This window comes from Pseudoalteromonas sp. bablab_jr010, from assembly GCF_016464105.1.
Classification (GTDB): domain Bacteria; phylum Pseudomonadota; class Gammaproteobacteria; order Enterobacterales; family Alteromonadaceae; genus Pseudoalteromonas; species Pseudoalteromonas simplex.
On sequence record NZ_JACDWV010000087.1, the window covers coordinates 1 to 22,259 of the forward strand.

Consider the following 22,259-nt stretch of genomic DNA (forward strand, 5'->3'; position numbering starts at 1 on the left):
ATTTACCTGAGCAATCTGACTACACCAGTATTAAATCTAGAATTAATGCAGCTCAAAATAATAAGCAACCGAAATCACTTATGCGCTTTGCAGGTAAACCACGTAAACATATGCCTAAGGGACTACCATTTGAGCTCAAGACATATCTGCAACTCGTCGATTGGACTGGCCGTTCAATACGAGAAGATAAGCCTGGGAAAATCCCAGAAAATGCGTTACCAATACTTGAAAGACTAGATATTTGTAGTGACAACTGGCTTACACTCACCACTTCCTTTACTCGCTCGTTTAAAAATACGGCTGGTAAAGAGCAAGCAATCACAGCTTACACAAATCACATGAAACGAAAACGAAGAAGCTCTATTAGCACTAGTCGTGCACTATTTACCTAAACCGAAACTCGAAAATGTTTAAAGTAGCCTGCATTTGGACTAAATTTGCCCAAATCAGGCGCTAATCAGACAATGTCTACAGAATCACCTAAACATTACATTTATCTGTAAATTAATTTATAACGACTAAGCAAGCCGGCTTTAAAATTAGTTATTAAAATACCTACAAAAGTGGATGTCCGAATAACTTTATTACCTGTACCTAACCAGCTGTGTCATCTTCAATCAAATCATCAACATTGAGCCGGAATTTATATTGTTTAACTTGGGTGTCTAGATAACCTTAAAGTGGATGTCTTGATAACTTAAGAAATAAAAAGCTCAAAGAAAGTAAGATTAATACAAGAATAAAAGATTGGTTCTAAAAAAATTTAAAAGGAATTTAAAAGGAATTTAAATGAAATAAGTCACCCAAATAGAATTTTGGGTGGCAGTCTTACCAGCCGCATCTCGGCACACACATCACACGCTGTGGCTGCTCCCTTCCGGGCCTGACCAGATTCACCTGCTAGTGTTGCGAGAGGACCAATAAGACTACCATTGAGGGCCTTGTTTGGCGCGGGAGGGATTATCTCTACTTTTAGCCAGTTATTCAAGGGGTATTCGAAAAAGAAAGTGCGATTGCATACTTGGTATACAATCGCACTTTCATTAAGGGGGTTATCGCTTACTTTTCAAGTTCAGCTTTAATGTTGCGCAGCGCGGCTTTCACTTTCTTCATATTTTCTGGGCCCATACGCAGCAGTTGTTTTTGCGCATCGGGTAAGTTTTCCCACTCAGAGTAAGCATATTGATAAGTAACTGAGTTACGAACGAGTGGCATATCACCTTTTGGCTCTGGCGTATCAAGCAGTACATCAATCGCTTCTTCTAACGTGCCTGTGAATGCATCACCTTCGTAACCAATTTCTGCATAAGCTTCACTGATAAGGGGTTTATATTCATCATACATACGAATAACTTGAGCAGCGCTTAAGCTAGTAAATAGTTTTACGTACGGCGTATAGCGCTCATAGCTATTTGGGTCGATTGTTAAAATATCGCCCTCAATAACTTTAAACGACTCTTTAGGGCGTTCTACAGGTGCATGGCTAACTGCCACTTTACCTTTTGCGATGTTATCAACGTACACAACACCACGGCGAATAAGGTCATCAGTCACCATTAAGCTCATCACTTGGTCGCTTAGTAACTCATCCATACGAGCAACAACCACTTCATCGCTTTCATTTAACGTTGGTAATGGCTCAACTTCTGGAACTGGCTCTGGAGTGCGCTCTGGTGCAGTGTCTACTACAACAGGCTCTGGCTCAGGCTCTGAAACTTCAGGTTCTGGGTCAGGCTCTTGATACTCAACAACTGGCGCTTGTTCGCTAACAATGTCTTCAACAACTTGCACTGGTTTATCTTCAGGCTTCAATAAAATAAACGCTGCCACACCAGCAACAAGGATAAGCACAACCACCGCAAAAATAAGGTTATTATTTGATGAACCTTTTTGTACTTCAGGTTCTGACGAATGCTCTGACATAGACACTCCCTTAAAAAATAAAACAGATAAAAATACGAAAAAACCATTTAGCCTTGAGCTAATCTTTGCTTCTTCTAGCTTAAAGACTTACAGTTGATAAATAAAGTAAAGACGCACAACTATTTAAATGCAACCATGAGCAGTAAGTTAAAAAAAACACAACACTCTAAAATCGCTTTATTACTAACAGGTGGTGGCGCGCGAGCGGCTTATCAAGTTGGTGTGCTTAAAGCGATAACGCAAAGCATGCCTCGTACAGCACCGCTGCCCTTTACTATTATTAATGGGACATCAGCTGGGGCAATTAATTCCGCTGCATTAGCATGTTATGCATCGTGTGCACATTTAGCATGCAAAAAACTTGAATGGGTTTGGAAGAATTTTTCGACCTCTCAGGTTTATAAAAGCGACTTTTTAAGTGTGTTTTTGCATATTACCCGCAACATGCTTACAAGTTTTCAATCTGAACATATAAATCACCCACCAGCGAGTTTGCTGAACAATAAGCCGCTGAGAAAACTGTTGCACGAAATACTCGATTTATCGCGTATCGAACGAAATTTACATAAAAACTACCTAGATGCAGTGTCGATTACTGCTTCGAGCTATACCACAGGTGACTCTGTGGCATTTTTTCAGTCACTTACACAAAAGCCGTGGCGCAGAGCAAAACGTGAAGGACAAGCAACCCGCATAAATGTTGAGCACTTAATGGCGTCGAGTGCCATACCTATGGTGTTCCCAAGTGTGAATGTGTATAACCACTATTTCGGCGACGGCTCTATTCACCAACTTTCGCCACTGAGTCCGTCGGTTCATTTAGGTGCTGAAAAAATCTTTATTATTGGTGTTGATGAACCAAAAGAACTGCATCCGCCGGGTTATCAGCCTCATTACCCTGGCCTTTCCAATATTGCTGGTCACTTACTCGATAGCGTCTTTACCGACACACTTCAGTCTGATTTAGAACGTTTACAACGTATCAATCGCACGCTGAGCCTATTACCTGCCCGTGACAAACACCAAGAGCTTAAACAAATCGAAACTTGCGTGATCAATCCATCGCAAAACTTTAATGCAATCGCAGCTCAGTTTTATGATGACATGCCCATGGCAATTAAGGTGTTACTACGTATGATTGGTGTTAAGAAACGTTCGCAATCGAGTTTAACGAGCTACTTACTGTTTGAAAAACGTTATACCCAAAAGCTCATTGAAATTGGCTACCAAGATGGCCTTAAAAAGCTACCTGAAATTCGTAAATTCTTAGAGCTGGAGTAGCTAATAGCTACTCCATACCGTCGAGTAAAAACCTCTCTACCCGCTCTACTCGGCGAGGCTTACCTTGCAACACTAAAATATCGCCTGCTAATAAAATAGTTTGTGATGAAGGCGCGTCAATTTCACGGTCTTGTCGGCGCAGCGCTCTAACCGACACACGGCGCTGCTCAAGCTTAAGCTCACTAATTTTCTGATTAACCGCATAAGCATGCTCTGGCAGAGCTATAACATGTAAATACTCAAGCCTATCTGAACTTGCCTCTTCGCCATCAAGTTTATCACCCGTGAAAAAGCCATTTAAAAATTTATAACGATTGCGCCGCTCTTTACTAACACGGCGTATGATCCGTGTCATCGGCACACCAGACATATAAAGTACATGCGAAACTAACATTAAACTTGCTTCAAGGGTTTCTGGTACCACCTCAGTAACACCGAGTTCTTTAAGCGTTTCCATTTCGGTATCATCGCTCATTCGTACCAATATCTTTACATCGGGTGCTATTTGTTTGATGGCATCAACAACTATTTGCGTTTGCTCAAAATCGGTAAAGGTAATAATCACCAACCTTGCACGCTCTACACCCGCTGATTTTAAAATATCTTTTTGATTCACATGGCCAAATATAACCGGTTCACCAGCCGCTTTCGCTTCTTGCAATAAGATAGGGTTACTTTCGACCGCGACGTATTCAATTGCTTCTGGCTTTAAAAAGCGCGCAACAGTTTGACCAACACGGGAGAAACCACAAATAACGACATGATTTTGATACAAAGGGCTACTTGTCGCGGGCTGTTGCCAGTACTGTCCTGCATGGCTTAAAAGGCCAAGTTTTTTGAGAATAAGCGGTGTTTTTTCAATTAAGTAAGGCGTTAGCGCCATCGAAAGCACGCCAACTGCAATTAAAAACGAAGCTTGCTCTGAGCTTATTAACAAATGCTGCGAAGCAAGTGCAATTAATACAAAGCCAAATTCTCCCATTTGCCAAAGCATAATACCCGCTGATACCGCATCTTGCTTACGCTCCCCCATCACTTGCGCAGAAATAGCAAGCACCGCAATTTTAAATAGCAATAAGCCAATTAATACCGCGATGATCCAGTACCAACTATTAAGTACATAAAGCACATCTAGCTGCATACCAACAGTCACAAAGAATAGCCCCATTAATATATCGCGAAATGGTCTAATATCGGCTTCAAGTTGGTGACGATAGTGACTTTCACCCAGCATCATGCCGGCTAAAAATGCGCCTAACGCCATCGATAAACCAAATAGGTAAGTCAAGCCTGCGGCAAACAAGGCAACCAATAAAGTCGTTAGCATAAATAGCTCATCGGTTCTTACCAGCGCTATTTCGCTAAACACTTTAGGCAAAATCCATTTACCTATGCCGAACAATAAAATACACACTAAAGCACCTTTAGTAAGTGCAAAAGCCAATGCACCGGCAATTTCTTCAGAGCCACTTTGGGCTAGCAAGGGGTAAACAATGAGCAGAGGGACAACAGCAATATCTTGAAACAGCAACACCCCTATTGCCAACTGGCCGCGGCGCTGGTTTAAATCTCCAGATTCTTTAAGTAGCTTCACCACCACCGCTGTTGAAGACAGCGCCATTAAACTAGCAATAGTAAAACTGTTTAAAAGGCTGTGCTCTAGCAGCAGTAAAATTAGCATAAACACTATACTGGTCACCACGACCTGTAAGGAGCCAAGGCCAAATACAATATTGCGCATTGCCATTAAACGCGGCAATGAAAACTCAAGCCCTAAGCTAAACAGTAAAAACACAATGCCGAGCTCAGCAACAAAGTGCATTTCATGGCTTTGCGCCATCCAGCCAATACCATGACTCCCTGCCAATACGCCTGTCGCAAGATAAGCAAGAATGGGTGGTAAACCAATTCGTTTGAAGAACCAAACAAATAATACGGCAGCGACAAGCAAGCCAAACACTTGGATCAGCACATTTTGCAAGCAATCAACTCCCTAGACTTAGTGACAAAACTGGTTTCTCTTTTAAATATAGCAACCATCTGTTTTTCGGCCAGTTTAAAAATATGGCACAAATCTCGCTACATGGGAGTATCTAAACACTCCGGGGGGAGAATTATCATGGAAAATGTCCATATTTTGACGCAGCGGGTGTCTGCGCGAGGCGAGTTTCTGCCGTTTTCGGCAGAGCATTACCGAATAAATGAAACAAATAGTCCACACGATTTGGTCGCAAAGTTACAAACCACGTTATCAATCGAAGAAATTTTGACTATTTTTGCCGAGCACGCAAAGCAACTAATCAATTTATCTGGCTTACAGTTCCAATCTGCACTCGGAGTGTCACAAAGCACAGGCAGCGATACCAGCCAAACACCGTACTCTTTTGATTTAGATATCGAAAGTGAACGCTTAGGGCAGCTAATTTACTTTAGTCAGTTCCCTATGGGTAAAGCGATTGAAGCAAAATTAAAGCAGCTCCATACAGCCCTCGTTTACCCATTACGTAATGCGCTTATGTACACCCGCGTATTACGTTTAGCGACTAAAGATGCGCTAACAGGCTTAAATAACCGTAGTCAATTTAATGACAGCTTGGCACAAAAGCTAGAACGTTGCCGCCGTCAACATCGCCCATTTAGCTTAATGTTGCTTGATTTAGATAACTTTAAACAAGTAAACGATAACTTTGGTCATAAAATTGGCGATGATGTGTTACAAGAATTTGCTAACGTACTGCGCAGTAGTGTGCGCGGCACTGACTCGATTTTCCGCTTTGGTGGAGATGAGTTTGCATTATTAATCGATGACCCTGAGTTTACCACCAATAAGGTGATAGCTGATCGCATTATGAGCTTAGTTGCTAACTCAGGGTTGATGGCTCAATATGATGTAACATCAAGCATTGGTTATACGCTAGCCAACAACCAAGACTGCGAAAACGAAGTGTTTGCCCGTGCTGACAAGGGCCTCTATAAGGCAAAAGCAGCAGGAAGAAACTGCGCAAGAGCTTACTAATTGAGTAAAAGCCTAGCATCCCCCGCTAGGCTTTTTTGTTTATAAGTTTATAACCAAATAATACTAACCAAAAACCAGCGAAGAAGCCGCTTAATAAGTAAAGCAAGGCAGCCATGGTGGTAAGGGGCGATACCATCACTAATGCCAGCGGCGTAAGCACGCCCAATATAAAGAAAATACCGCCTTTGCCTGACCAGTAACCTAGCAGCAATAATGAGCATACTAGGCCGCCAGCTAGCGCATAAAAAAGTGTGTTTATTGTCAGCTCTGCATAAGCAAAACCAGCAATTACAGCCACTAGCACCGACAACGCAAAGCCAAGTGGTGCCTTATTAACTAGTGATAAACCAACATGTGGTTGTTCACTCATAGAGTGTCTCCCAAAGAATTCCATCTTCAACACTGTGCTGCTCACTAATAAAGTAGCCAACAACTTGCACAAGTTGATCGTTATAAAAAATAAGTGGTGTCTGCGCACGTAACCAAGGAGCTACTTTGGCATCTTTAAACCAATGTTTTAAGGTGTTTGAGCCGGGTTTATGCAAAGGTTTGATACGTGCTTGTGGCTTATTAAACTCAACCCTTACTTGCTCATCCTGCTTTGGTTTTCTAATGCCCTTGCCCGCTTTCACTATTAGTTTTCGGCCATCTGTCAGTTCAATGCCCTGCAAAGTTATATCCATCGCCTCAGGTATTGCCTGCTCCTTCACAAAGTACCAATGCTGCTGATGCCGACGAACATCACCGCTTTGCAAACAAATTTTTAACTGCGCATCTGCTTTTGCCGTTAAACCTTGCTCAATAATTTGCTGTAGCTGATTCTCAGAAGGTAGTTGATGGGTAAACTGATTCAGCCACGCACGGACAAGGTTTGCTTGTCTGGGCTGGCTAAAGGGCGAAATTGCCTGACAACTTAAGCCACCCTGCGAATTTTGGCAATGCGCAAGGTCACTTTGCGTATATTCATCGAGCAGTGATTGCTGTTGCTGTAAAAGCCGAATACTGCGCGCTGCACTTTTTTCAAACCCTTGAAAACGCTCAATTAAAATAGGCAGAACCTGATGACGTAAAAAATTACGGTCAAAGCGCTCATCAACATTTGAATCATCGGTGATATGGGTAATAGCAAATTCATCGGCAAATTGTTCAATTTGCTCACGCGAGATATTAATCAAGGGTCTAAAACACACACGCCCAGACGCTAACAATCGCGTTTGTGGCATTGATGCTAAGCCCTGTAAGCCAGAACCACGCTTTAGGCGAAGTAAGAAGGTCTCAAGTTGATCATTTAAGTGCTGACCAAGCAGTATTACACTACCTAACATACAGTTTTCGTCGAGTGCTTGGTACCGAGCCTCTCTTGCTTGTGCCTCAAGTGATGTACGCGAGCGCTGATGAATTTCAACCAGCACAGCTTTAAATGCCACGTTGAACTCTTCACATAGCGATTGGCAAAACCCTTGCCACTCATCAGCATACTTGCTCAAACCATGATTAACATACACAGCTTCAATTTTAAGTTCAGAGTGCTGCTGTTGAGCTTGTTTCATTAAATGTAACAATACAACCGAATCAACACCGCCAGATAAGGCAACGCTAAAGCAACTTTGCTGAGCGTTCAGCAAAGGCTGCAATTGTGCTAAAAAATGGTGGTATAAATCTGATGTTTGCATTTAAAACCAATGAGTATACAAGCGTCTTTATTATCGGCATTATAAAACAAAAAAAGCCGCAAAAGCGGCTTTTTTCAATTTTAAGCTGTGTTTAGCAATAGCCAAACGACATTAAACGTTTGTAACGCTGATCAAGCATTTCATCTAGTGAAAGGCCTTGTAAGTCAGCTAGGTCACGCTTAAGTTGGTTTTTAAGGTTACGCGCCATCGCATCGTAATTACGATGTGCGCCACCAAGTGGCTCATCAATTACGTTGTTGATTAAATCAAGCTCTTTAACACGTGCAGCTGTTACACCCATGGCTTCTGCAGCTAATGGTGCCTTGTCTGCGCTTTTCCATAAGATTGATGCACAACCTTCTGGCGAAATTACAGAGTAAGTGCTGTATTGCAGCATGTTAACGCGGTCGCCCACACCAATTGCTAATGCACCACCAGAACCACCTTCACCGATAACAGTACAGATAGTTGGTACTTTTAATGCGGCCATAACTTTAAGGTTACGCGCGATTGCTTCACTTTGACCACGCTCTTCAGCGCCAACACCTGGGTATGCACCTGGGGTGTCGATAAAAGTCATGATTGGCATTTTGAAACGCTCAGCCATTTCCATTAAGCGTAATGCTTTACGGTAACCTTCTGGCTTTGGCATACCAAAGTTGCGTTTAATTTTTTCAGCCGTGTCACGCCCTTTTTGTTGGCCAATAACCATCACTGGTTGACCTTCAAAACGTGCAACACCACCTAAAATAGCTGGGTCGTTAGCAAAAGTACGGTCGCCTGCTAGTTCGTCAAATTCCGTGAAAATGCGCTCGATGTAATCACGAGTATAAGGACGCAACGGATGACGGGCTAACTGAGAAACCTGCCAAGCACCTAATTCAGAGAAAATTTTCTCTTTCATTTCAGCACTTTTCTCTTTTAATCGACTGACTTCCTCTTCTAATCCAAGGTCTAATTCGCCAGCGCGGCTTACATTTTGTAATTCTTCAATTTTTGCTTCTAATTCAGCGATTGGAAGCTCAAAATCAAGATAATTGAGGCTCATGCTCTAAACTACCTAATTAGTTAAATTCTAGTTCTACATCTTGCGCCGCCATCAGCGATAACTTGTGAATTAAGTCATCACTCGGCGTAACACACCATTCGGTTCCTAAAGTAATCTCAGCCAACGCATCCGGACGTTGATAGAATACTTTAATAGGACAAGTACCAAACTTATAAGGTTCCAGCACTTTTTGTAAATTATCGAAGAAGTTCGCCTCGATCTGCACCATATTCAAGGTCATTTTAATCGCTTTTATACGTTTTTCTCGCGCCTGTGCGATGGTGCATATGTCTCTAGCGGTCATTGTAATGCCACCAGAGAAGTTATCAAAGCTGACCTGTCCAGATATTACCAAGATATTGTTTACTTGCAGCAAATCTTGGTACATTTCAAACTGTTCTGGGAATAAGCGTACATCAATACGGGCACTCTTGTCATCTAAAGTTACAAGACCCCATCGATTTCCCTTTTTGTTTATCAAGGTACGAGCAGAAATCACTAAGCCTGCAGCCGTTGACTGCACATCGCGGTTAGTGGGTTGTAAATCAACCAGCCTTCCTGACGTATAATGCTTTAACTCTTTACGATACTGATTAATTGGGTGACCAGTTAAATACAGACCTAAAGTTTCTTTCTCACCGTCTAGCCACTCATTGTCGGTTAAATCTGTGGCTTTAATAAATGCTTGTTCAACTTCATCTGGCTCTGTAGCAAGTAAACCGAATAAGTCGGCCTGCCCTAGTGACTCAGCCTTATGATGCTGATCGGCCGCCCGCATGGCATCTTTTAAGCTTGCGAGTAAGGTTGCTCGGCCAGGCTGTGTTTTATCTGGGCCAAGTTGATCGAGTGCTCCGGCATATATAAGCTTTTCAACAACACGCTTGTTTAAACGCTTTAAATCAACACGGGCACAAAAATCAAATAAGTCCTTAAACGGGCCACCTTCGCTACGAGCTTCTAAAATAGCTTCAACAGGCGCCTCACCAACTCCTTTAATGGCACCGATACCGTAAACAATTTCACCTTGTAGATTAACCGTAAACTTGTACTCACCGGCATTGACATCTGGCGGTAACAAGGTCAGTTTCATGTTTTCACATTCATCTACCAAGGTAACAATTTTATCGGTGTTATCCATATCTGCCGACATTACCGCAGCCATAAACTCTGCTGGATAGTGGGTTTTCATCCACAGCGTTTGGTACGATACTAAGGCATATGCAGCTGAGTGAGATTTATTGAAGCCATAACCTGCGAACTTCTCTACCAAGTCGAAGATTTTCATTGCAAGTTCGCCGTCAACTCCGTTTTTAACAGCGCCTTCTTCGAAGGTTGAACGTTGCTTTGCCATCTCCTCTGGCTTTTTCTTACCCATCGCACGACGCAGCATATCAGCGCCACCTAGCGTATAACCAGCCAGTACCTGGGCAATTTGCATTACTTGTTCTTGATAAAGAATGATACCGTAGGTTGGCTCAAGGATTGGTTGCAAGCTATCGTGTTGCCACTGCGCATCTGGGTAAGATAACTCTTCGCGGCCATGCTTACGGTCGATAAAGTTATCTACCATGCCTGATTGCAATGGACCTGGGCGAAATAGTGCTACCAGTGCGATCATATCCTCGAAGCAGTCGGGCTTTAGACGACGAATAAGGTCTTTCATACCACGAGATTCGAGCTGGAATACCGCGGTGGTTTCGGCGCGTAGCAGTAACTCAATACTTGGCTTATCATCAAGTGGAATAGCGTTGATATCAACGGGCTTTTTACCCTCACGAGCTAAGCGCTCGTTAGTCATATCAAGTGCCCACTGCAAGATGGTAAGTGTTCTAAGACCTAAGAAGTCAAACTTTACTAAACCCGCCGTCTCGACGTCGTTTTTATCAAATTGTGTTACCGGGAATTTACCCTCATCATCACAATAAAGAGCGGCAAAGTCAGTGATTGTGGTGGGTGATATTACAACACCACCAGCGTGCTTACCGGCGTTACGTGTACAGCCTTCAAGGATGCGACACATATCAATAAGCTCTTTGACCTCTTCATCACCGTCGTAGGCTTCTTGTAAACGCGGCTCAACATCAAACGCTTTAGCCAAGGTCATGCCCGGATCGCCCGGTACTAGTTTAGAAATACGATCAACAAAGCCGTAAGGGTGACCAAGTACACGGCCTACGTCACGGATAACCGCTTTTGCAGCCATGGTACCAAAGGTAATGATCTGAGATACCGCGTCACGACCATAAAGCGCCGCTACGTGATCAATTACCTCATCACGCCTATCCATACAAAAATCGACGTCGAAATCGGGCATTGAGATACGTTCTGGGTTCAAGAAACGTTCGAATAGTAAGTCAAATTCGAGTGGATCGAGGTCGGTGATCTTCAGTGCATAAGCAACCAATGAACCTGCACCAGAACCACGCCCTGGACCTACCGGAATATTGTTATCTTTACTCCACTGAATGAACTCCATTACGATCAAGAAGTAACCTGGGAAACCCATTTGGTTGATTACGTCGAGCTCTATTTTCAGACGCTCATCATACTCGCCACGTTTTTCTTTTCGCTCTTGCTCATCTGGGAATAAAAACTGTAAACGCTCTTCAAGACCATCTTCAGAGACCTTAACCAAGAAGTCTTCAATTTTTAGCGAACCGGTTGGGTAATCTGGTAAGAAGTAAGTCCCGAGCTGCACGGTCACATTACAGCGCTTAGCAATTTCAACAGTGTTTTCTAGCGCTTCAGGAATATCGCTAAATAGCTCAGCCATTTGCTCAGCCGTTTTAAGGTATTGCTGCTCAGAAAAACGTTTTGGTCTACGTTTATCTTCTAAGGTGTAACCGTCATGGATTGCAACGCGGATTTCATGGGCTTCAAAGTTTTCTGGCTTTAAAAATACTACTTCGTTAGTTGCCACTACAGGTAACTGCTCTTTTGCGGCAAGCTCAACAACTAGGTGTAAATAGTCTTCTTCTAAAGCACGTTCCGTACGAATAAGCTCAATGTAATAATGATCGCTAAAATGTTGCTTATAAAAGCTAACGACCGATTCTATAAGCCCAGGGTTACCTTTTAATAGGGCTTTACCTAAGTCGCCATCTTTAGCGCCAGATAATAAAATTAGGCCACTTTTGTGCTCCACTAGCCATTCACGGTCTACTACCGGGCGGTGAAATAAATGCCCTCGTTGGTATGCTTTAGAAATCAACAAGGTGAGGTTTTTATAGCCTTCGTTATCTTTCGCTAAGATGGTAATTCGGCTAGGTTCATCTTCAAATTCAGGGCTTCTGAGCCAAAAATCTGCGCCGACAATAGGCTTAATCCCCGCGCCATGGGCAGCACCATAAAAACGCACCAAACCACATAAGTTCATCTGATCGGTGATAGCCAACGCAGGCATTTGCAGCTCTTCTGCTTTAGCGACAATTGGCTTAGTTTTAGCTAGGCCATCCACCATTGAGAAATCTGAGTGAACACGTAAGTGAACAAATTGCGGCGCAGGCATTACAGTTGCTCTCCTTTTAACGCCAAAATGCGCTGAACAGGTTTAAAGCTTTTACGATGTTCTGCAATAGCACCGTATTGTTCAAGCGCTGCAAAGTGTGCTTTAGTTGGGTAGCCTTTATGGCCTGCAAAACCATAGTCAGGGTAACGCTTATCAAGCTCAATCATTTCTTCATCGCGGGCAACTTTCGCTAAAATAGATGCCGCTGAAATCTCTTCGACTAGGCTATCGCCTTTTACTACCGCCTGTGCTGGCACAGTTAATTGACTAGGCACACGATTACCATCAATAAAAACAAACTCTGGCTTTACACTTAAGCCTTCAACCGCGCGACTCATCGCGAGCATGGTGGCATGTAAAATATTTAGCTCATCAATCTCAGTTGGGCTACAACGACCAATAGCATAGCACAGGGCTTTTTCTTTTATTTCTGCCGCTAATAATTGACGTTTTTTGTCTGATAACTTTTTAGAATCGGCTAACCCTGCAATTGGCTGATTTGGGTCCAGTATTACCGCAGCAGTAACAACATCACCGACCAATGGACCACGGCCAACTTCATCTACACCAGCAATATAATTAACATTCGGTCGTTCAATTTGCATTTAGTAACTCCGCGACTGCTGCTGCAGCTTGTTCATTGGCATTTAATCTAATGTTTTTATGTATGGCTAAAAAGCGCGCCTTTAGTTCGCTGTTATCGGTATTAAGCATAGGTGTTAGCGCAGCCGATAGGTTTTCAACATTACACTCAGTTTGTAGGTACTCTGGGACGAGTTCTTCATCGGCTAATAAATTAGGCAACGAGAAATACTTAATGTTAAAAGTGAATAAGGTTTTGAAAATCCAGTAACTCAATGGCTTAATTTTATAACCCACAATCATCGGCTTTTTGTACAGCATACCTTCAAGTGTTGCGGTTCCTGAGGCAAGCAAAATGGCATCAGCGGCTTGCATTGCAAGATTTGACTGACCATCCAATAATTGCAGTTTTAGATCAGGGGCTGTTTTTTCTAAAATCTCACAAAACTGTGCTTTTCGTTTTTCATTGACTAACGGCACCACAATTTTAAGATCAGGATTTTGCGCTTGTAATTTCGCCGCTGTTTCAATGTAAGTTTCGCTTAAAAGCCCTACTTCAGAACCTCGACTACCAGGTAGTAATGCAAGCACTTTATCAGTTTGTGCCAATCCAAGTTGATTACGAGCCTCGGTTTGGTCGTGCTCAAGAGCAATATCATCAGCCAGAGTATGACCCACAAACGTACAAGGTACATCGTGCTTATCATAAAAGGCTTTTTCGAACGGCAATAATGCCAACACTAAGTTAGTGGCGGCACTGATTTTATGAATGCGTTTTTCGCGCCACGCCCACACTGACGGGCTAACATATTGTACTGTTTTAATACCCGCCTCTTTTAGCGGCTTTTCAACACGTAAGTTAAAGTCAGGGGCATCTATACCAATAAATACATCTGGTGGGTTATCGATAAAATGCTGCACCAATTGTTTGCGTATTTTTAGTAGGCGCGGTAATCGGCCAAGTACTTCAACTAAGCCCATTACAGATAATTCGTCCATATCGAATAATGTTTTACAGCCAGCCGCTTGCATACGCGGGCCTGCAATCCCCTCAAATATGGCATCTGGAAAACGGCGTTTAAGTGCTTTTACTAGCCCTTCACCTAAAATATCACCTGATAACTCACCTGCCACCAAGGCAATACGTAACGGCTTTGTTTGTTCTTTCATTCGTTGATAATTCGCAACTTTTGGCACTAATAAAAATGAGTTTACCGTGTTTTAGCAGTCGGATAAATGTCACACGAGTAATTAATACTAGAATTTAAATAAGTGCTTATTCATTAACCTAGGTAACCAGCTAAGAAAGTAAACAATTAATTTTTTAGCCGAGAGAATACCTATAAGTGAGTAATCTTTTTGTTCTATAAAAACTGGCTAAAAGTTTTTGATAAGGTAATTAATCGATTGAAAAGTTAAGCTTTAATCTCTAGTCTGTAGAAATGATGAACAATTATTTAATCTTATTTTCTTATTTTTCTATTGACTAAAATGGATACAAGGTTAATATTCACAAAGTTTCAATAATTACTGAAACTTCATAACCAATAATTTGTCGTGTCTACCGCACTCGCTAACAAGGAGCTAAACAATGATAGATGAAACATTTGTGGATCTATCGCGATTGCAGTTTGCAATCACTGCCCTCTTTCACTTCCTATTTGTTCCCCTTACTTTAGGTATGACGTGGATTTTGGTGATCATGGAATCCGTTTACGTGATGACTGGTCGCGAAATTTATCGTGATATGACTAAATTCTGGGGTAAGTTATTTGGTATTAACTTTGCGATTGGTGTGGCGACAGGTCTAACCATGGAGTTTGAGTTTGGTACCAACTGGTCTTACTACTCTCACTACGTGGGCGATATTTTTGGCGCACCGCTAGCGATTGAAGGCTTAATGGCATTCTTTTTAGAGTCAACCTTTGTCGGTATGTTCTTTTTAGGTTGGGAGCGACTAACAAAACGTCAGCATTTAGCTGCAACTTTCCTTATGGCTCTAGGTACTAACCTATCAGCTTTATGGATTTTGATTGCCAATGGTTGGATGCAAAACCCTGTAGGGGCTGAGTTTAATTATCAAACCATGCGCATGGAAATGACCAGCTTTGCTGAACTGGTATTCAATCCCGTCGCACAAGTTAAGTTTATTCATACCGTTTCGGCAGGGTATGTTGCAGCATCTATGTTTGTACTGGGCATTAGTAGCTGGTACATCCTAAAAGGTCGCGATCTTGCTTTTGCTAAACGCTCGTTTTCGGTTGCTTCTGGGTTTGGTTTAGCGTCTATCCTTTGTGTTATTTTACTTGGTGATGAATCTGGCTACGAAGTTGGCGAGGTACAAAAAGTTAAACTCGCAACCATTGAAGCTGAGTGGCACACCGAAGAAGCCCCTGCTGCATTCACTCTGGTCGGTATTCCTGATTCAGAAGAGCAAGTCACCCACGCTGCTGTTAAAATACCTTATGCACTGGGCATCATTGCTACTCGCTCTATTGATGAACAGGTAACGGGTATTAAAGATCTAGAAAAGCAACACGAAGTACGAATTCGTAATGGCATGGTTGCATACGAATACTTAGAGAAGCTTCGAGGTGGTGAAGACACTCCAGAAAACATTGCAAAATTCGATAGCTTAAAAGACGACCTTGGCTATGGTTTACTACTAAAACGCTATACGCCTAACGTGGTAGATGCCACAGAAGAGCACATTCAAAAAGCAGTGAAAGATTCGTTCCCTAAAGTTGGTCCTATGTTTTGGTCCTTCAGAATTATGGTCGGTTGCGGTGTGATCATGCTTGGCGTATTCGTGCTTGCATTTTATTACAACGCGCACCGCATTATTGAGCAAAAACGCTGGTTATTATGGGCTGCGGTATGGAGTATTCCACTGCCGTGGATTGCCATTGAATTTGGTTGGATTGTTGCTGAATATGGCCGCCAACCATGGGCTATTTCAGAGATTCTACCAACCTTCTTGGCAACCTCATCTCTGACGGTAAACGATTTACTTATCAGCATTACTGGCTTCATTATCTTTTACACAGGACTTGCTGCTGTAGAAGGCTGGTTAATGCTGCGCTTTATTAAACAAGGTCCAAGCTCGCTTCATACTGGTAAATATCACCATGAACTTGCTAAAGCAGATTCACTTGCAAGCCAAGGAGCTCAGTCATGATTTTTGATTACGAAACATTAAAACTAATCTGGTGGCTGTTAATTGGTGTATTACTGATTGGCTTTGCAGTGACCGATGGCATGGACATGGGTGTGGCAATTTTGCTTCGCCTAGTTGGTAAAACCGATGTGGAGCGCCGTACTGTAATTAACACCATAGGTGCTCACTGGGATGGTAACCAAGTTTGGTTCATCACCGCTGGGGGTGCACTGTTTGCTGCTTGGCCTATGGTATACGCGGCCGCGTTCTCTGGCTTTTACTTTGCTATGATGCTGGTGTTATTTGCGTTATTTTTCAGACCGCTTGGTTTTGATTACCGCTCAAAAATAGACTCACCACGTTGGCGAAACAACTGGGATTGGGGCTTATTTGCAGGCAGCTTTATCCCTGCTTTAGTATTTGGTGTGGCATTTGGTAACTTATTACTGGGCGTGCCTTATCATATCGACGACCTACTGCGTGTTAGTTATCAAGGTTCATTCTTTGCGTTATTAAACCCATTTGCCATTGTTGTAGGCTTAGTAAGCGTACTAATGCTGGTTGGTCATGCAGGCATGTGGCTACAACTTCGTACGGATGCAGAGGTTGCAAAACGCTCAGCACAATACGGTCAATATGCGCTGATGGCGTTTATTGTGTTGTTTGCCTTGGCAGGTGTGTGGGTATCGCAAATTGACGGTTATAAAATCGTTAGCATGGGCGATACTCAAGGCTTTGCAAACCCGCTTGGTAAAACAGTCACGCAGGCACCAGGTGCATGGCTTGATAACTATACAAAAATGCCATTAACCATGCTGTTCCCTGCCCTTGCATTCGTGATGGCGGCACTGGCGATTGTGTTATCTAAATTACAAAAACCGGCAATGGCATTGGCAGCGTCAAGCCTAATGCTTGCAGGCGTAATTTTAACTGCGGGTATGTCAATGTTCCCGTTCGTTATGCCTTCGAGTAACAACCCAAATATTAGTTTAACTATGTGGGATGCGGTTTCGAGCCATATGACTCTCAACGTGATGTTTATTGCAGCGGTTATTTTTGTACCACTTATCCTTATTTACACAACGTGGTGCTATGTGAAGATGTGGCGCAAAGTAACCATTAGTGAAATCGAAAACAACACGCACGGTAGCTACTAAGGAGATTTAATTATGTGGTATTTTGCCTGGATTTTAGGTGTTCTATTAGCCTGTACCCTTGGGGTGATCAACGTAATGTGGTACGAATTCCACCAACATAAAGATTCGATTGCCGATGATGAGCTAGAGCTTTACGCGAGACTCAAAAACACCGATGACAACTAAACCCCGACCAAATCGCGCGCAGCAGCAAACGCTGCGCGCTTTTTTAAAGCAGTATAGCCAGTCCGCTTCAGGACTTCTTAAATTAAGCATTAGTCTGGGCACACTCAACGCCCTATTAATGATTGCCTCTTGTTATCTTCTTGCAAACGCGGCTCATCAAGTCATGTTTGAACAAGCAAACTTGCAAGCCGTAAGCCCATTATTATGGCCGCTGGCTGGGCTAATTTTAGTTCGTGCTTTGTTGGTTGCCCTAAGTGAACGCGTAAGTAACCGCGCCGCGTTAAAAATAAAAAACGTGATGCGAAATACATTGCTAGAAAAGCTCAGCAAACTTGGGCCAGCCTACAGTGAACAAAAAGGTCATGGCGCAACACTTAACACCTTACATAATGGGGTTGAAGCACTGCATCAATATTACGCTAATTACATTCCAAGTGTGGCTTACAGTGCGCTTATTCCACTAGCGATATTAGTGATGATTTTTCCAACCGATTACAAAGCAGGCCTCATATTCCTTTTAACAGCCCCGCTTATCCCCTTTTTTATGATTTTAGTGGGCCATAAAGCGGAGCAGTTAAACCAAGAGCGCTGGCAACAACTTGCGGTACTTGGTAATTACTTTTTTGACCGATTACAAGGCCTGACTCAACTCAAGCTCTTTAATGCAACCAAACGTGAGCTAAATAGCATCAGTCAGATTTCTGATGATTACCGTGGAGCAACCATGGGTGTATTGAAAGTCGCCTTTTTATCGTCTTTCGCCCTTGAGTTTTTAGCCACCATTAGTGTGGCACTTGTTGCTGTGATCATTGGCTTTAGATTATTTTTTGGTACCCTCGATTTTGCCACTGGATTTGTGGTGTTACTACTGGCCCCTGAGTTTTACTTACCACTTCGACAAATGGGCACTCATTATCACGCAAAGCTCGAAGGGATCAGTGCCGCTGCTGATATGGTCGACATAATCAATCAAAGCGACGCCGATGAACATGTAGGGTCATCTAAACTTGAGTTACCAATAAAGCATATACAGCTGAATGCGCTTACCTTTCATTACCCTGAAACAAACGAAGGGGTAACTGATATCAACTTAACCCTGCCAAGCTCAGGCTTAATTGCCTTTGTGGGTGAAAGTGGCTCGGGTAAAAGTACCTTGTTTGATTGCCTATTGGGTTTTCATCATCAGGCCAATAGTGCCATTAGCATTAACGAGCAACCACTTAGTGATACTGCATTAGCTGATTGGCAAGCACAGCTGGCGTGGATCCCACAACACGCCACGTTTTTTTATCGGAGCGTTGCAGAGAACCTGCGTTTAGCTAAACCCGATGCAAGCCAAGCAGAGCTCGATGAAGCAGCAAGTAAAGCTGGCGCACTTGAGTTTATTACTGCACTACCTGATGGCTTTGATACCTTGCTCGGTGAACAAGGAGAAGGCCTCTCTGGTGGGCAAAAACAACGTATTGCCCTTGCTCGTGCATTTTTGAAGAATGCCCCTGTGCTAATGCTAGATGAGCCTACCGCTCACTTAGACAGCCAAACCGAGCATTTAATCAATCAAGCGATCCGTGAGTATGCAAAAGATCACTTAGTGCTAGTTATTGCTCACCGACTGAATACGGTTAAACACGCCGATAAGATTTACGTTATGCAACAAGGTCACATTGTTGAATCTGGTCAGTACCAGCAACTGACTGAGCAAGCTGGCCTATTTGCTAAACTGGTAAGCCAAGGTGACGCCCATGCATAACTTTATACGTCTATTAAAACTGTGCAAACCTCATACTGGCATGCTGCTTTTAGGAGCTTTTTTAGCAAGCTTAACGGTACTTGCTAATGTAGGCTTGCTCGCTATATCGGGGTGGTTTTTAGCAGCCATGGCAGCGGCGGGCATTGCTGGTGTGCAGATGAATTACTTTACCCCAGCTGGAGTGATCCGCTTTTTAGCTATCGTGCGCACAGCGTCTCGTTACGGTGAGCGGATGATAACTCATAATGCTACCTTTTTATTACTGAGCGAAATTCGCGTAAACATGTTCAAGACTTTGAGCCAACTGAACAACGTTGACTTAGCAATGAGTCGTAGTAGCGATTTATTTAACCGGCTACAGAATGATGTCGATGCGCTGGATAAGTTTTACCTAAATGTACTGCTGCCTATTATTGTCGCCCTTTTCAGCATTCCTATAGTAATGGCCTTCATGGCCATGTATAACGCTGACGTTGCATTAGTGTGCTTTACTTCACTGATGATTATTGGCGTACTGCTTCCCACATTGTTAAGCCATAAGCTTCACCAACAAGCGGATAACGAAACCCAGCTCTCAGCCGAGTTAAGATCTGAACTTGCCGATACGTTATCAGGTGCTAGAGAGCTTGCTGTCTATCAAGCACACGCGGCGCAATTAGCGCATTGTGATTCACTCAGTAAACAATACAACAGCCAGCTCTACAATCGTCACAAGGCCATAGCAAATAGTAATGGCTTAAACACTTTGGTGATACAACTCACCATGCTAGCCAGTGTATTTATGATAATTCCACTGGTTGCAATAGGGAGTATGAAAAACGTTGAACTGGCGATGCTCGCGTTATTTGTATTAGCAAGCTTTGAAACCGTGCTCACTCTTCCTACGGCATTTATTGAATTGCCGCTTACTTTAAGTGCCGCAAAGCGACTGTTTGATCTTGAAGATAAACACAACAGCTTAGCCGAAAAGCCAAACAACTTAGATGATCAGCTAGCAAACCAATTAGCTGACAAATCAGGGCTTGGTCTTGAGCTAAGCGAGGTCAATTACCAATACTTGGGGGCAAAAAGTAAAGCCCTTAGCAATATCAATTTTGCGATTACACCCGGCAGTAAAGTTGCCCTAGTCGGTGCCAGTGGCAGTGGCAAAACCACTCTAGTTAACTTACTCACGGGCCTTTGGCCGCTGCAATCAGGCTCATTAAAGCTCACCACCAAGCAAGATAACTTTGAACTTGAAAGCTTGAGCACTGCAACACGCTTTAAGCAGCTAACGATAGTTGCCCAGCAGCATCATATTTTTGATGGCACGCTAGGTGAAAATCTACGCTATGCAGCTTTTGATGCGACAGATGAGATGCTAATTGAAGCCTGTGAAAACGCTGAACTTGGCTCTTGGCTTAAGAACTTAAAAGCCGGCCTTAATACCCGCTTAGGAACCGCAGGCAGAAAACTTTCTCATGGTCAGTCACGTCGTATTGCCATAGCTCAAGCCCTATTAAGGCAAGGTAATTTAATCATTCTTGATGAGCCAACAGAGAGTCTAGATAACCACACTAAGCAAAACTTGCTGACTACACTTGAGAAAATATGGGCAGATAAAACCATGTTGACCATTACCCACGACCCAGCAATGCTAAGTCGTGTTGATAAGGTTATTTGGTTAGAACAAGGACAAGTAAGAGCCTTTGCAAGTCATGCTGAATTGATGGCTAATGAAGCCGATTACGTAGAGCTTATTACCCGTTTTTAATCGAGCTGCTCAACAGTAACGTCAATCACACCTTGCTTGACTGAGGCAATTTGTGAAAACGCCTTTTTTGATAAATCGATAATACGACCGCGGATAAATGGGCCGCGGTCATTAATGGTAACAATCACACTTTTATTGTTACTAATATTGGTGACCCTCACTCTGCTGCCAAAGCCAAGCGTTTGATGAGCCGCGCTCCATGCCTGTTGATTAAACACCTCACCACTTGCTGTCATTCGGCCATGATATTTATCAGCGTAATAACTGGCTTTGCCTTTTTCTATCGCTCCTTTTGATACTGAAGGCGCACTACTACAACCACTTATTATTAAGCTTAACAATGCAAAGATGATGAGTTTATTCATATTACTAGATCCTTTTTTGTCGTGAAGCTAACAAGCACTGACTTAGCAAAACCTGAACTATAAAAACAAAAAAGCCACCTTAAGGTGGCTTTTAGTAATTAGCTTTTGATTAGCGAATAATTCCGCGCTCAGAGCTTTTCACGAAGTCTATCATCAACTGAACAGCTGGATACTTCGCAGCATCTTCACTTAGCTCAGCGATTGCTTCTTCAACACCTAAGCTCTTACGGTAAAGCGTTTTATATGCACGGCGTGTTGCCATGATTTCATCGCTTTCAAAACCACGGCGTTTCATGCCTTCAGTATTGATTGCTACAGGGCCTGCCGGCGTGCCAATGGTCGTTACAAATGGTGGCACATCTTTATTAACACCTGAGTACATACCAACAAAGGCATGTGAACCAATTTTACAGAACTGGTGAACACCTGAATTACCAGCAAGGATCACCCAGTCACCTACGTGTACGTGGCCAGCAACAGAGGCATTATTAGCAAAAATAACGTTATCGCCCACTACTGCATCATGCGCAACGTGTGTGTAAGCCATAAATAAGTTGTTGCTACCAATTTTTGTTACACCTTGGTCTTGAATCGTACCACGGTGAATGGTCGCACACTCACGGATCACATTGTTGTCACCAATGATCAAGGTTGTAGGCTCATTCGCGTACTTTTTGTCTTGGCACGCTTCACCGACCGAAGCAAATTGGAAAATATGGTTACCAGAACCAATCGTCGATGGGCCTTTTACAACCACATGAGATTCGATGATACAGTTATCACCAATAGTTACATCGTTACCGATGTAGCTATAAGGGCCAACTGATACGTTATTTCCAAGTTTTGCACCTGGTTCGATTATCGCCGTAGGATGGATCACT

At 43.0% G+C, this 22,259-nt stretch carries 17 protein-coding genes, 1 other RNA gene and 1 pseudogene; 8 read left to right on the forward strand and 11 right to left on the reverse strand.

Going from position 1 to position 22,259, the window contains the following annotated elements:
• Positions 1-392: pseudogene (locus JIG37_RS08485) on the forward strand (transposase); the annotation flags it as partial.
• Between the two features lie 434 nt (positions 393-826).
• Here JIG37_RS08485 and ffs read toward each other — a convergent pair.
• Together ffs and JIG37_RS08495 are read right to left on the reverse strand one after the other, a co-directional pair.
• An RNA gene (gene ffs, locus JIG37_RS08490) (signal recognition particle sRNA small type) lies at positions 827-923 on the reverse strand.
• Positions 924-1,059: 136 nt separating this feature from the next.
• Complete coding sequence (locus JIG37_RS08495; RefSeq protein WP_199529182.1) at positions 1,060-1,923, reverse strand: DUF3014 domain-containing protein; 864 nt, start codon at positions 1,921-1,923, stop codon at positions 1,060-1,062.
• 135 nt (positions 1,924-2,058) lie between these two features.
• On the opposite strand from JIG37_RS08495, the gene JIG37_RS08500 reads away from it, so the two are divergent.
• Positions 2,059-3,204 carry a patatin-like phospholipase family protein gene (locus tag JIG37_RS08500; RefSeq protein ID WP_138599329.1) on the forward strand — a complete coding sequence of 382 codons (1,146 nt, stop codon included), beginning with the start codon at positions 2,059-2,061 and terminating at the stop codon, positions 3,202-3,204.
• Between the two features lie 7 nt (positions 3,205-3,211).
• On the opposite strand, the gene JIG37_RS08505 is transcribed toward JIG37_RS08500, so the two are convergent.
• Positions 3,212-5,185, reverse strand: coding sequence for a monovalent cation:proton antiporter family protein (locus tag JIG37_RS08505; RefSeq protein ID WP_199529183.1), 1,974 nt, complete (start codon positions 5,183-5,185; stop codon positions 3,212-3,214).
• Positions 5,186-5,323: 138 nt separating this feature from the next.
• Here JIG37_RS08505 and JIG37_RS08510 point away from each other — a divergent pair, with 138 nt between their 5' ends.
• Entirely contained in the window at positions 5,324-6,220 is an 897-nt protein-coding gene (locus JIG37_RS08510; RefSeq protein ID WP_199529184.1) for a GGDEF domain-containing protein, read from the forward strand.
• A gap of 25 nt (positions 6,221-6,245) precedes the next feature.
• On the opposite strand, the gene JIG37_RS08515 is transcribed toward JIG37_RS08510, so the two are convergent.
• The 6 genes from JIG37_RS08515 to lpxB form a co-directional block, all read right to left on the reverse strand.
• Positions 6,246-6,590 carry a hypothetical protein gene (locus JIG37_RS08515; protein WP_199529185.1) on the reverse strand — a complete coding sequence of 115 codons (345 nt, stop codon included), beginning with the start codon at positions 6,588-6,590 and terminating at the stop codon, positions 6,246-6,248.
• On the reverse strand, positions 6,583-7,893 hold the full coding sequence (gene tilS / locus JIG37_RS08520) for a tRNA lysidine(34) synthetase TilS (protein WP_199529186.1): 1,311 nt from the start codon (positions 7,891-7,893) through the stop codon (positions 6,583-6,585). The genes JIG37_RS08515 and tilS overlap by 8 nt, the downstream gene beginning before the upstream one ends.
• 91 nt (positions 7,894-7,984) lie before the next feature.
• Complete coding sequence (gene accA, locus JIG37_RS08525) at positions 7,985-8,941, reverse strand: acetyl-CoA carboxylase carboxyl transferase subunit alpha (RefSeq protein WP_054553102.1); 957 nt, start codon at positions 8,939-8,941, stop codon at positions 7,985-7,987.
• A 16-nt stretch (positions 8,942-8,957) separates the two neighbouring features.
• Complete coding sequence (gene dnaE, locus JIG37_RS08530; RefSeq protein WP_199529187.1) at positions 8,958-12,449, reverse strand: DNA polymerase III subunit alpha; 3,492 nt, start codon at positions 12,447-12,449, stop codon at positions 8,958-8,960.
• Complete coding sequence (rnhB, locus tag JIG37_RS08535) at positions 12,449-13,054, reverse strand: ribonuclease HII (RefSeq protein ID WP_138599325.1); 606 nt, start codon at positions 13,052-13,054, stop codon at positions 12,449-12,451. Before rnhB ends, dnaE begins: the two co-directional genes overlap by 1 nt.
• Entirely contained in the window at positions 13,044-14,201 is a 1,158-nt protein-coding gene (gene lpxB, locus JIG37_RS08540) for a lipid-A-disaccharide synthase (RefSeq protein WP_199529188.1), read from the reverse strand. The genes rnhB and lpxB overlap by 11 nt, the downstream gene beginning before the upstream one ends.
• Positions 14,202-14,622: 421 nt before the next feature.
• Between lpxB and JIG37_RS08545 the strand changes: the two genes are divergently transcribed.
• The 5 genes from JIG37_RS08545 to cydC are packed head-to-tail and all read left to right on the forward strand — an operon-like array spanning position 14,623 to position 21,013.
• The gene (locus JIG37_RS08545) at positions 14,623-16,209 is read left to right on the forward strand and encodes a cytochrome ubiquinol oxidase subunit I (RefSeq protein WP_054553106.1); all 1,587 of its coding nucleotides are present in this window, start codon (positions 14,623-14,625) and stop codon (positions 16,207-16,209) included.
• Positions 16,206-17,345 carry a cytochrome d ubiquinol oxidase subunit II gene (gene cydB / locus JIG37_RS08550; protein ID WP_138617138.1) on the forward strand — a complete coding sequence of 380 codons (1,140 nt, stop codon included), beginning with the start codon at positions 16,206-16,208 and terminating at the stop codon, positions 17,343-17,345. The genes JIG37_RS08545 and cydB overlap by 4 nt, the downstream gene beginning before the upstream one ends.
• Before the next feature lie 12 nt (positions 17,346-17,357).
• Positions 17,358-17,510, forward strand: coding sequence for a cytochrome bd-I oxidase subunit CydX (gene cydX / locus JIG37_RS08555; RefSeq protein WP_054553108.1), 153 nt, complete (start codon positions 17,358-17,360; stop codon positions 17,508-17,510).
• A complete protein-coding gene (gene cydD / locus JIG37_RS08560; RefSeq protein ID WP_199529189.1) occupies positions 17,500-19,260 on the forward strand; it encodes a thiol reductant ABC exporter subunit CydD in 1,761 nt (586 codons plus the stop codon). The genes cydX and cydD overlap by 11 nt, the downstream gene beginning before the upstream one ends.
• Positions 19,253-21,013: a thiol reductant ABC exporter subunit CydC gene (gene cydC / locus JIG37_RS08565; protein WP_199529190.1), complete on the forward strand. Its 1,761-nt coding sequence runs from the start codon at positions 19,253-19,255 to the stop codon at positions 21,011-21,013. Before cydD ends, cydC begins: the two co-directional genes overlap by 8 nt.
• Here cydC and JIG37_RS08570 read toward each other — a convergent pair.
• Complete coding sequence (locus JIG37_RS08570; protein WP_054553111.1) at positions 21,010-21,378, reverse strand: septal ring lytic transglycosylase RlpA family protein; 369 nt, start codon at positions 21,376-21,378, stop codon at positions 21,010-21,012. The genes cydC and JIG37_RS08570 overlap by 4 nt on opposite strands.
• A 109-nt stretch (positions 21,379-21,487) precedes the next feature.
• On the reverse strand, positions 21,488-22,258 hold the full coding sequence (gene lpxA, locus JIG37_RS08575; protein WP_054553112.1) for an acyl-ACP--UDP-N-acetylglucosamine O-acyltransferase: 771 nt from the start codon (positions 22,256-22,258) through the stop codon (positions 21,488-21,490).
• Position 22,259: the final 1 nt, after the last annotated feature.

Excerpts from the sequence above, each read along its gene's own strand:
- cydC (WP_199529190.1), top strand. The coding sequence starts at position 19,253 with ATGCATAACTTTATACGTCTATTAAAACTGTGCAAACCTCATACTGGC.
- dnaE (WP_199529187.1), bottom strand. The coding sequence starts at position 12,449 with ATGCCTGCGCCGCAATTTGTTCACTTACGTGTTCACTCAGATTTCTCA.
- cydD (WP_199529189.1), top strand. The coding sequence starts at position 17,500 with ATGACAACTAAACCCCGACCAAATCGCGCGCAGCAGCAAACGCTGCGC.
- JIG37_RS08570 (WP_054553111.1), bottom strand. The coding sequence starts at position 21,378 with ATGAATAAACTCATCATCTTTGCATTGTTAAGCTTAATAATAAGTGGT.
- lpxB (WP_199529188.1), bottom strand. The coding sequence starts at position 14,201 with ATGAAAGAACAAACAAAGCCGTTACGTATTGCCTTGGTGGCAGGTGAG.
- cydX (WP_054553108.1), top strand. The coding sequence starts at position 17,358 with ATGTGGTATTTTGCCTGGATTTTAGGTGTTCTATTAGCCTGTACCCTT.
- JIG37_RS08495 (WP_199529182.1), bottom strand. The coding sequence starts at position 1,923 with ATGTCAGAGCATTCGTCAGAACCTGAAGTACAAAAAGGTTCATCAAAT.
- tilS (WP_199529186.1), bottom strand. The coding sequence starts at position 7,893 with ATGCAAACATCAGATTTATACCACCATTTTTTAGCACAATTGCAGCCT.
- JIG37_RS08515 (WP_199529185.1), bottom strand. The coding sequence starts at position 6,590 with ATGAGTGAACAACCACATGTTGGTTTATCACTAGTTAATAAGGCACCA.
- rnhB (WP_138599325.1), bottom strand. The coding sequence starts at position 13,054 with ATGCAAATTGAACGACCGAATGTTAATTATATTGCTGGTGTAGATGAA.
- JIG37_RS08545 (WP_054553106.1), top strand. The coding sequence starts at position 14,623 with ATGATAGATGAAACATTTGTGGATCTATCGCGATTGCAGTTTGCAATC.
- accA (WP_054553102.1), bottom strand. The coding sequence starts at position 8,941 with ATGAGCCTCAATTATCTTGATTTTGAGCTTCCAATCGCTGAATTAGAA.
- JIG37_RS08500 (WP_138599329.1), top strand. The coding sequence starts at position 2,059 with ATGAGCAGTAAGTTAAAAAAAACACAACACTCTAAAATCGCTTTATTA.
- cydB (WP_138617138.1), top strand. The coding sequence starts at position 16,206 with ATGATTTTTGATTACGAAACATTAAAACTAATCTGGTGGCTGTTAATT.
- JIG37_RS08510 (WP_199529184.1), top strand. The coding sequence starts at position 5,324 with ATGGAAAATGTCCATATTTTGACGCAGCGGGTGTCTGCGCGAGGCGAG.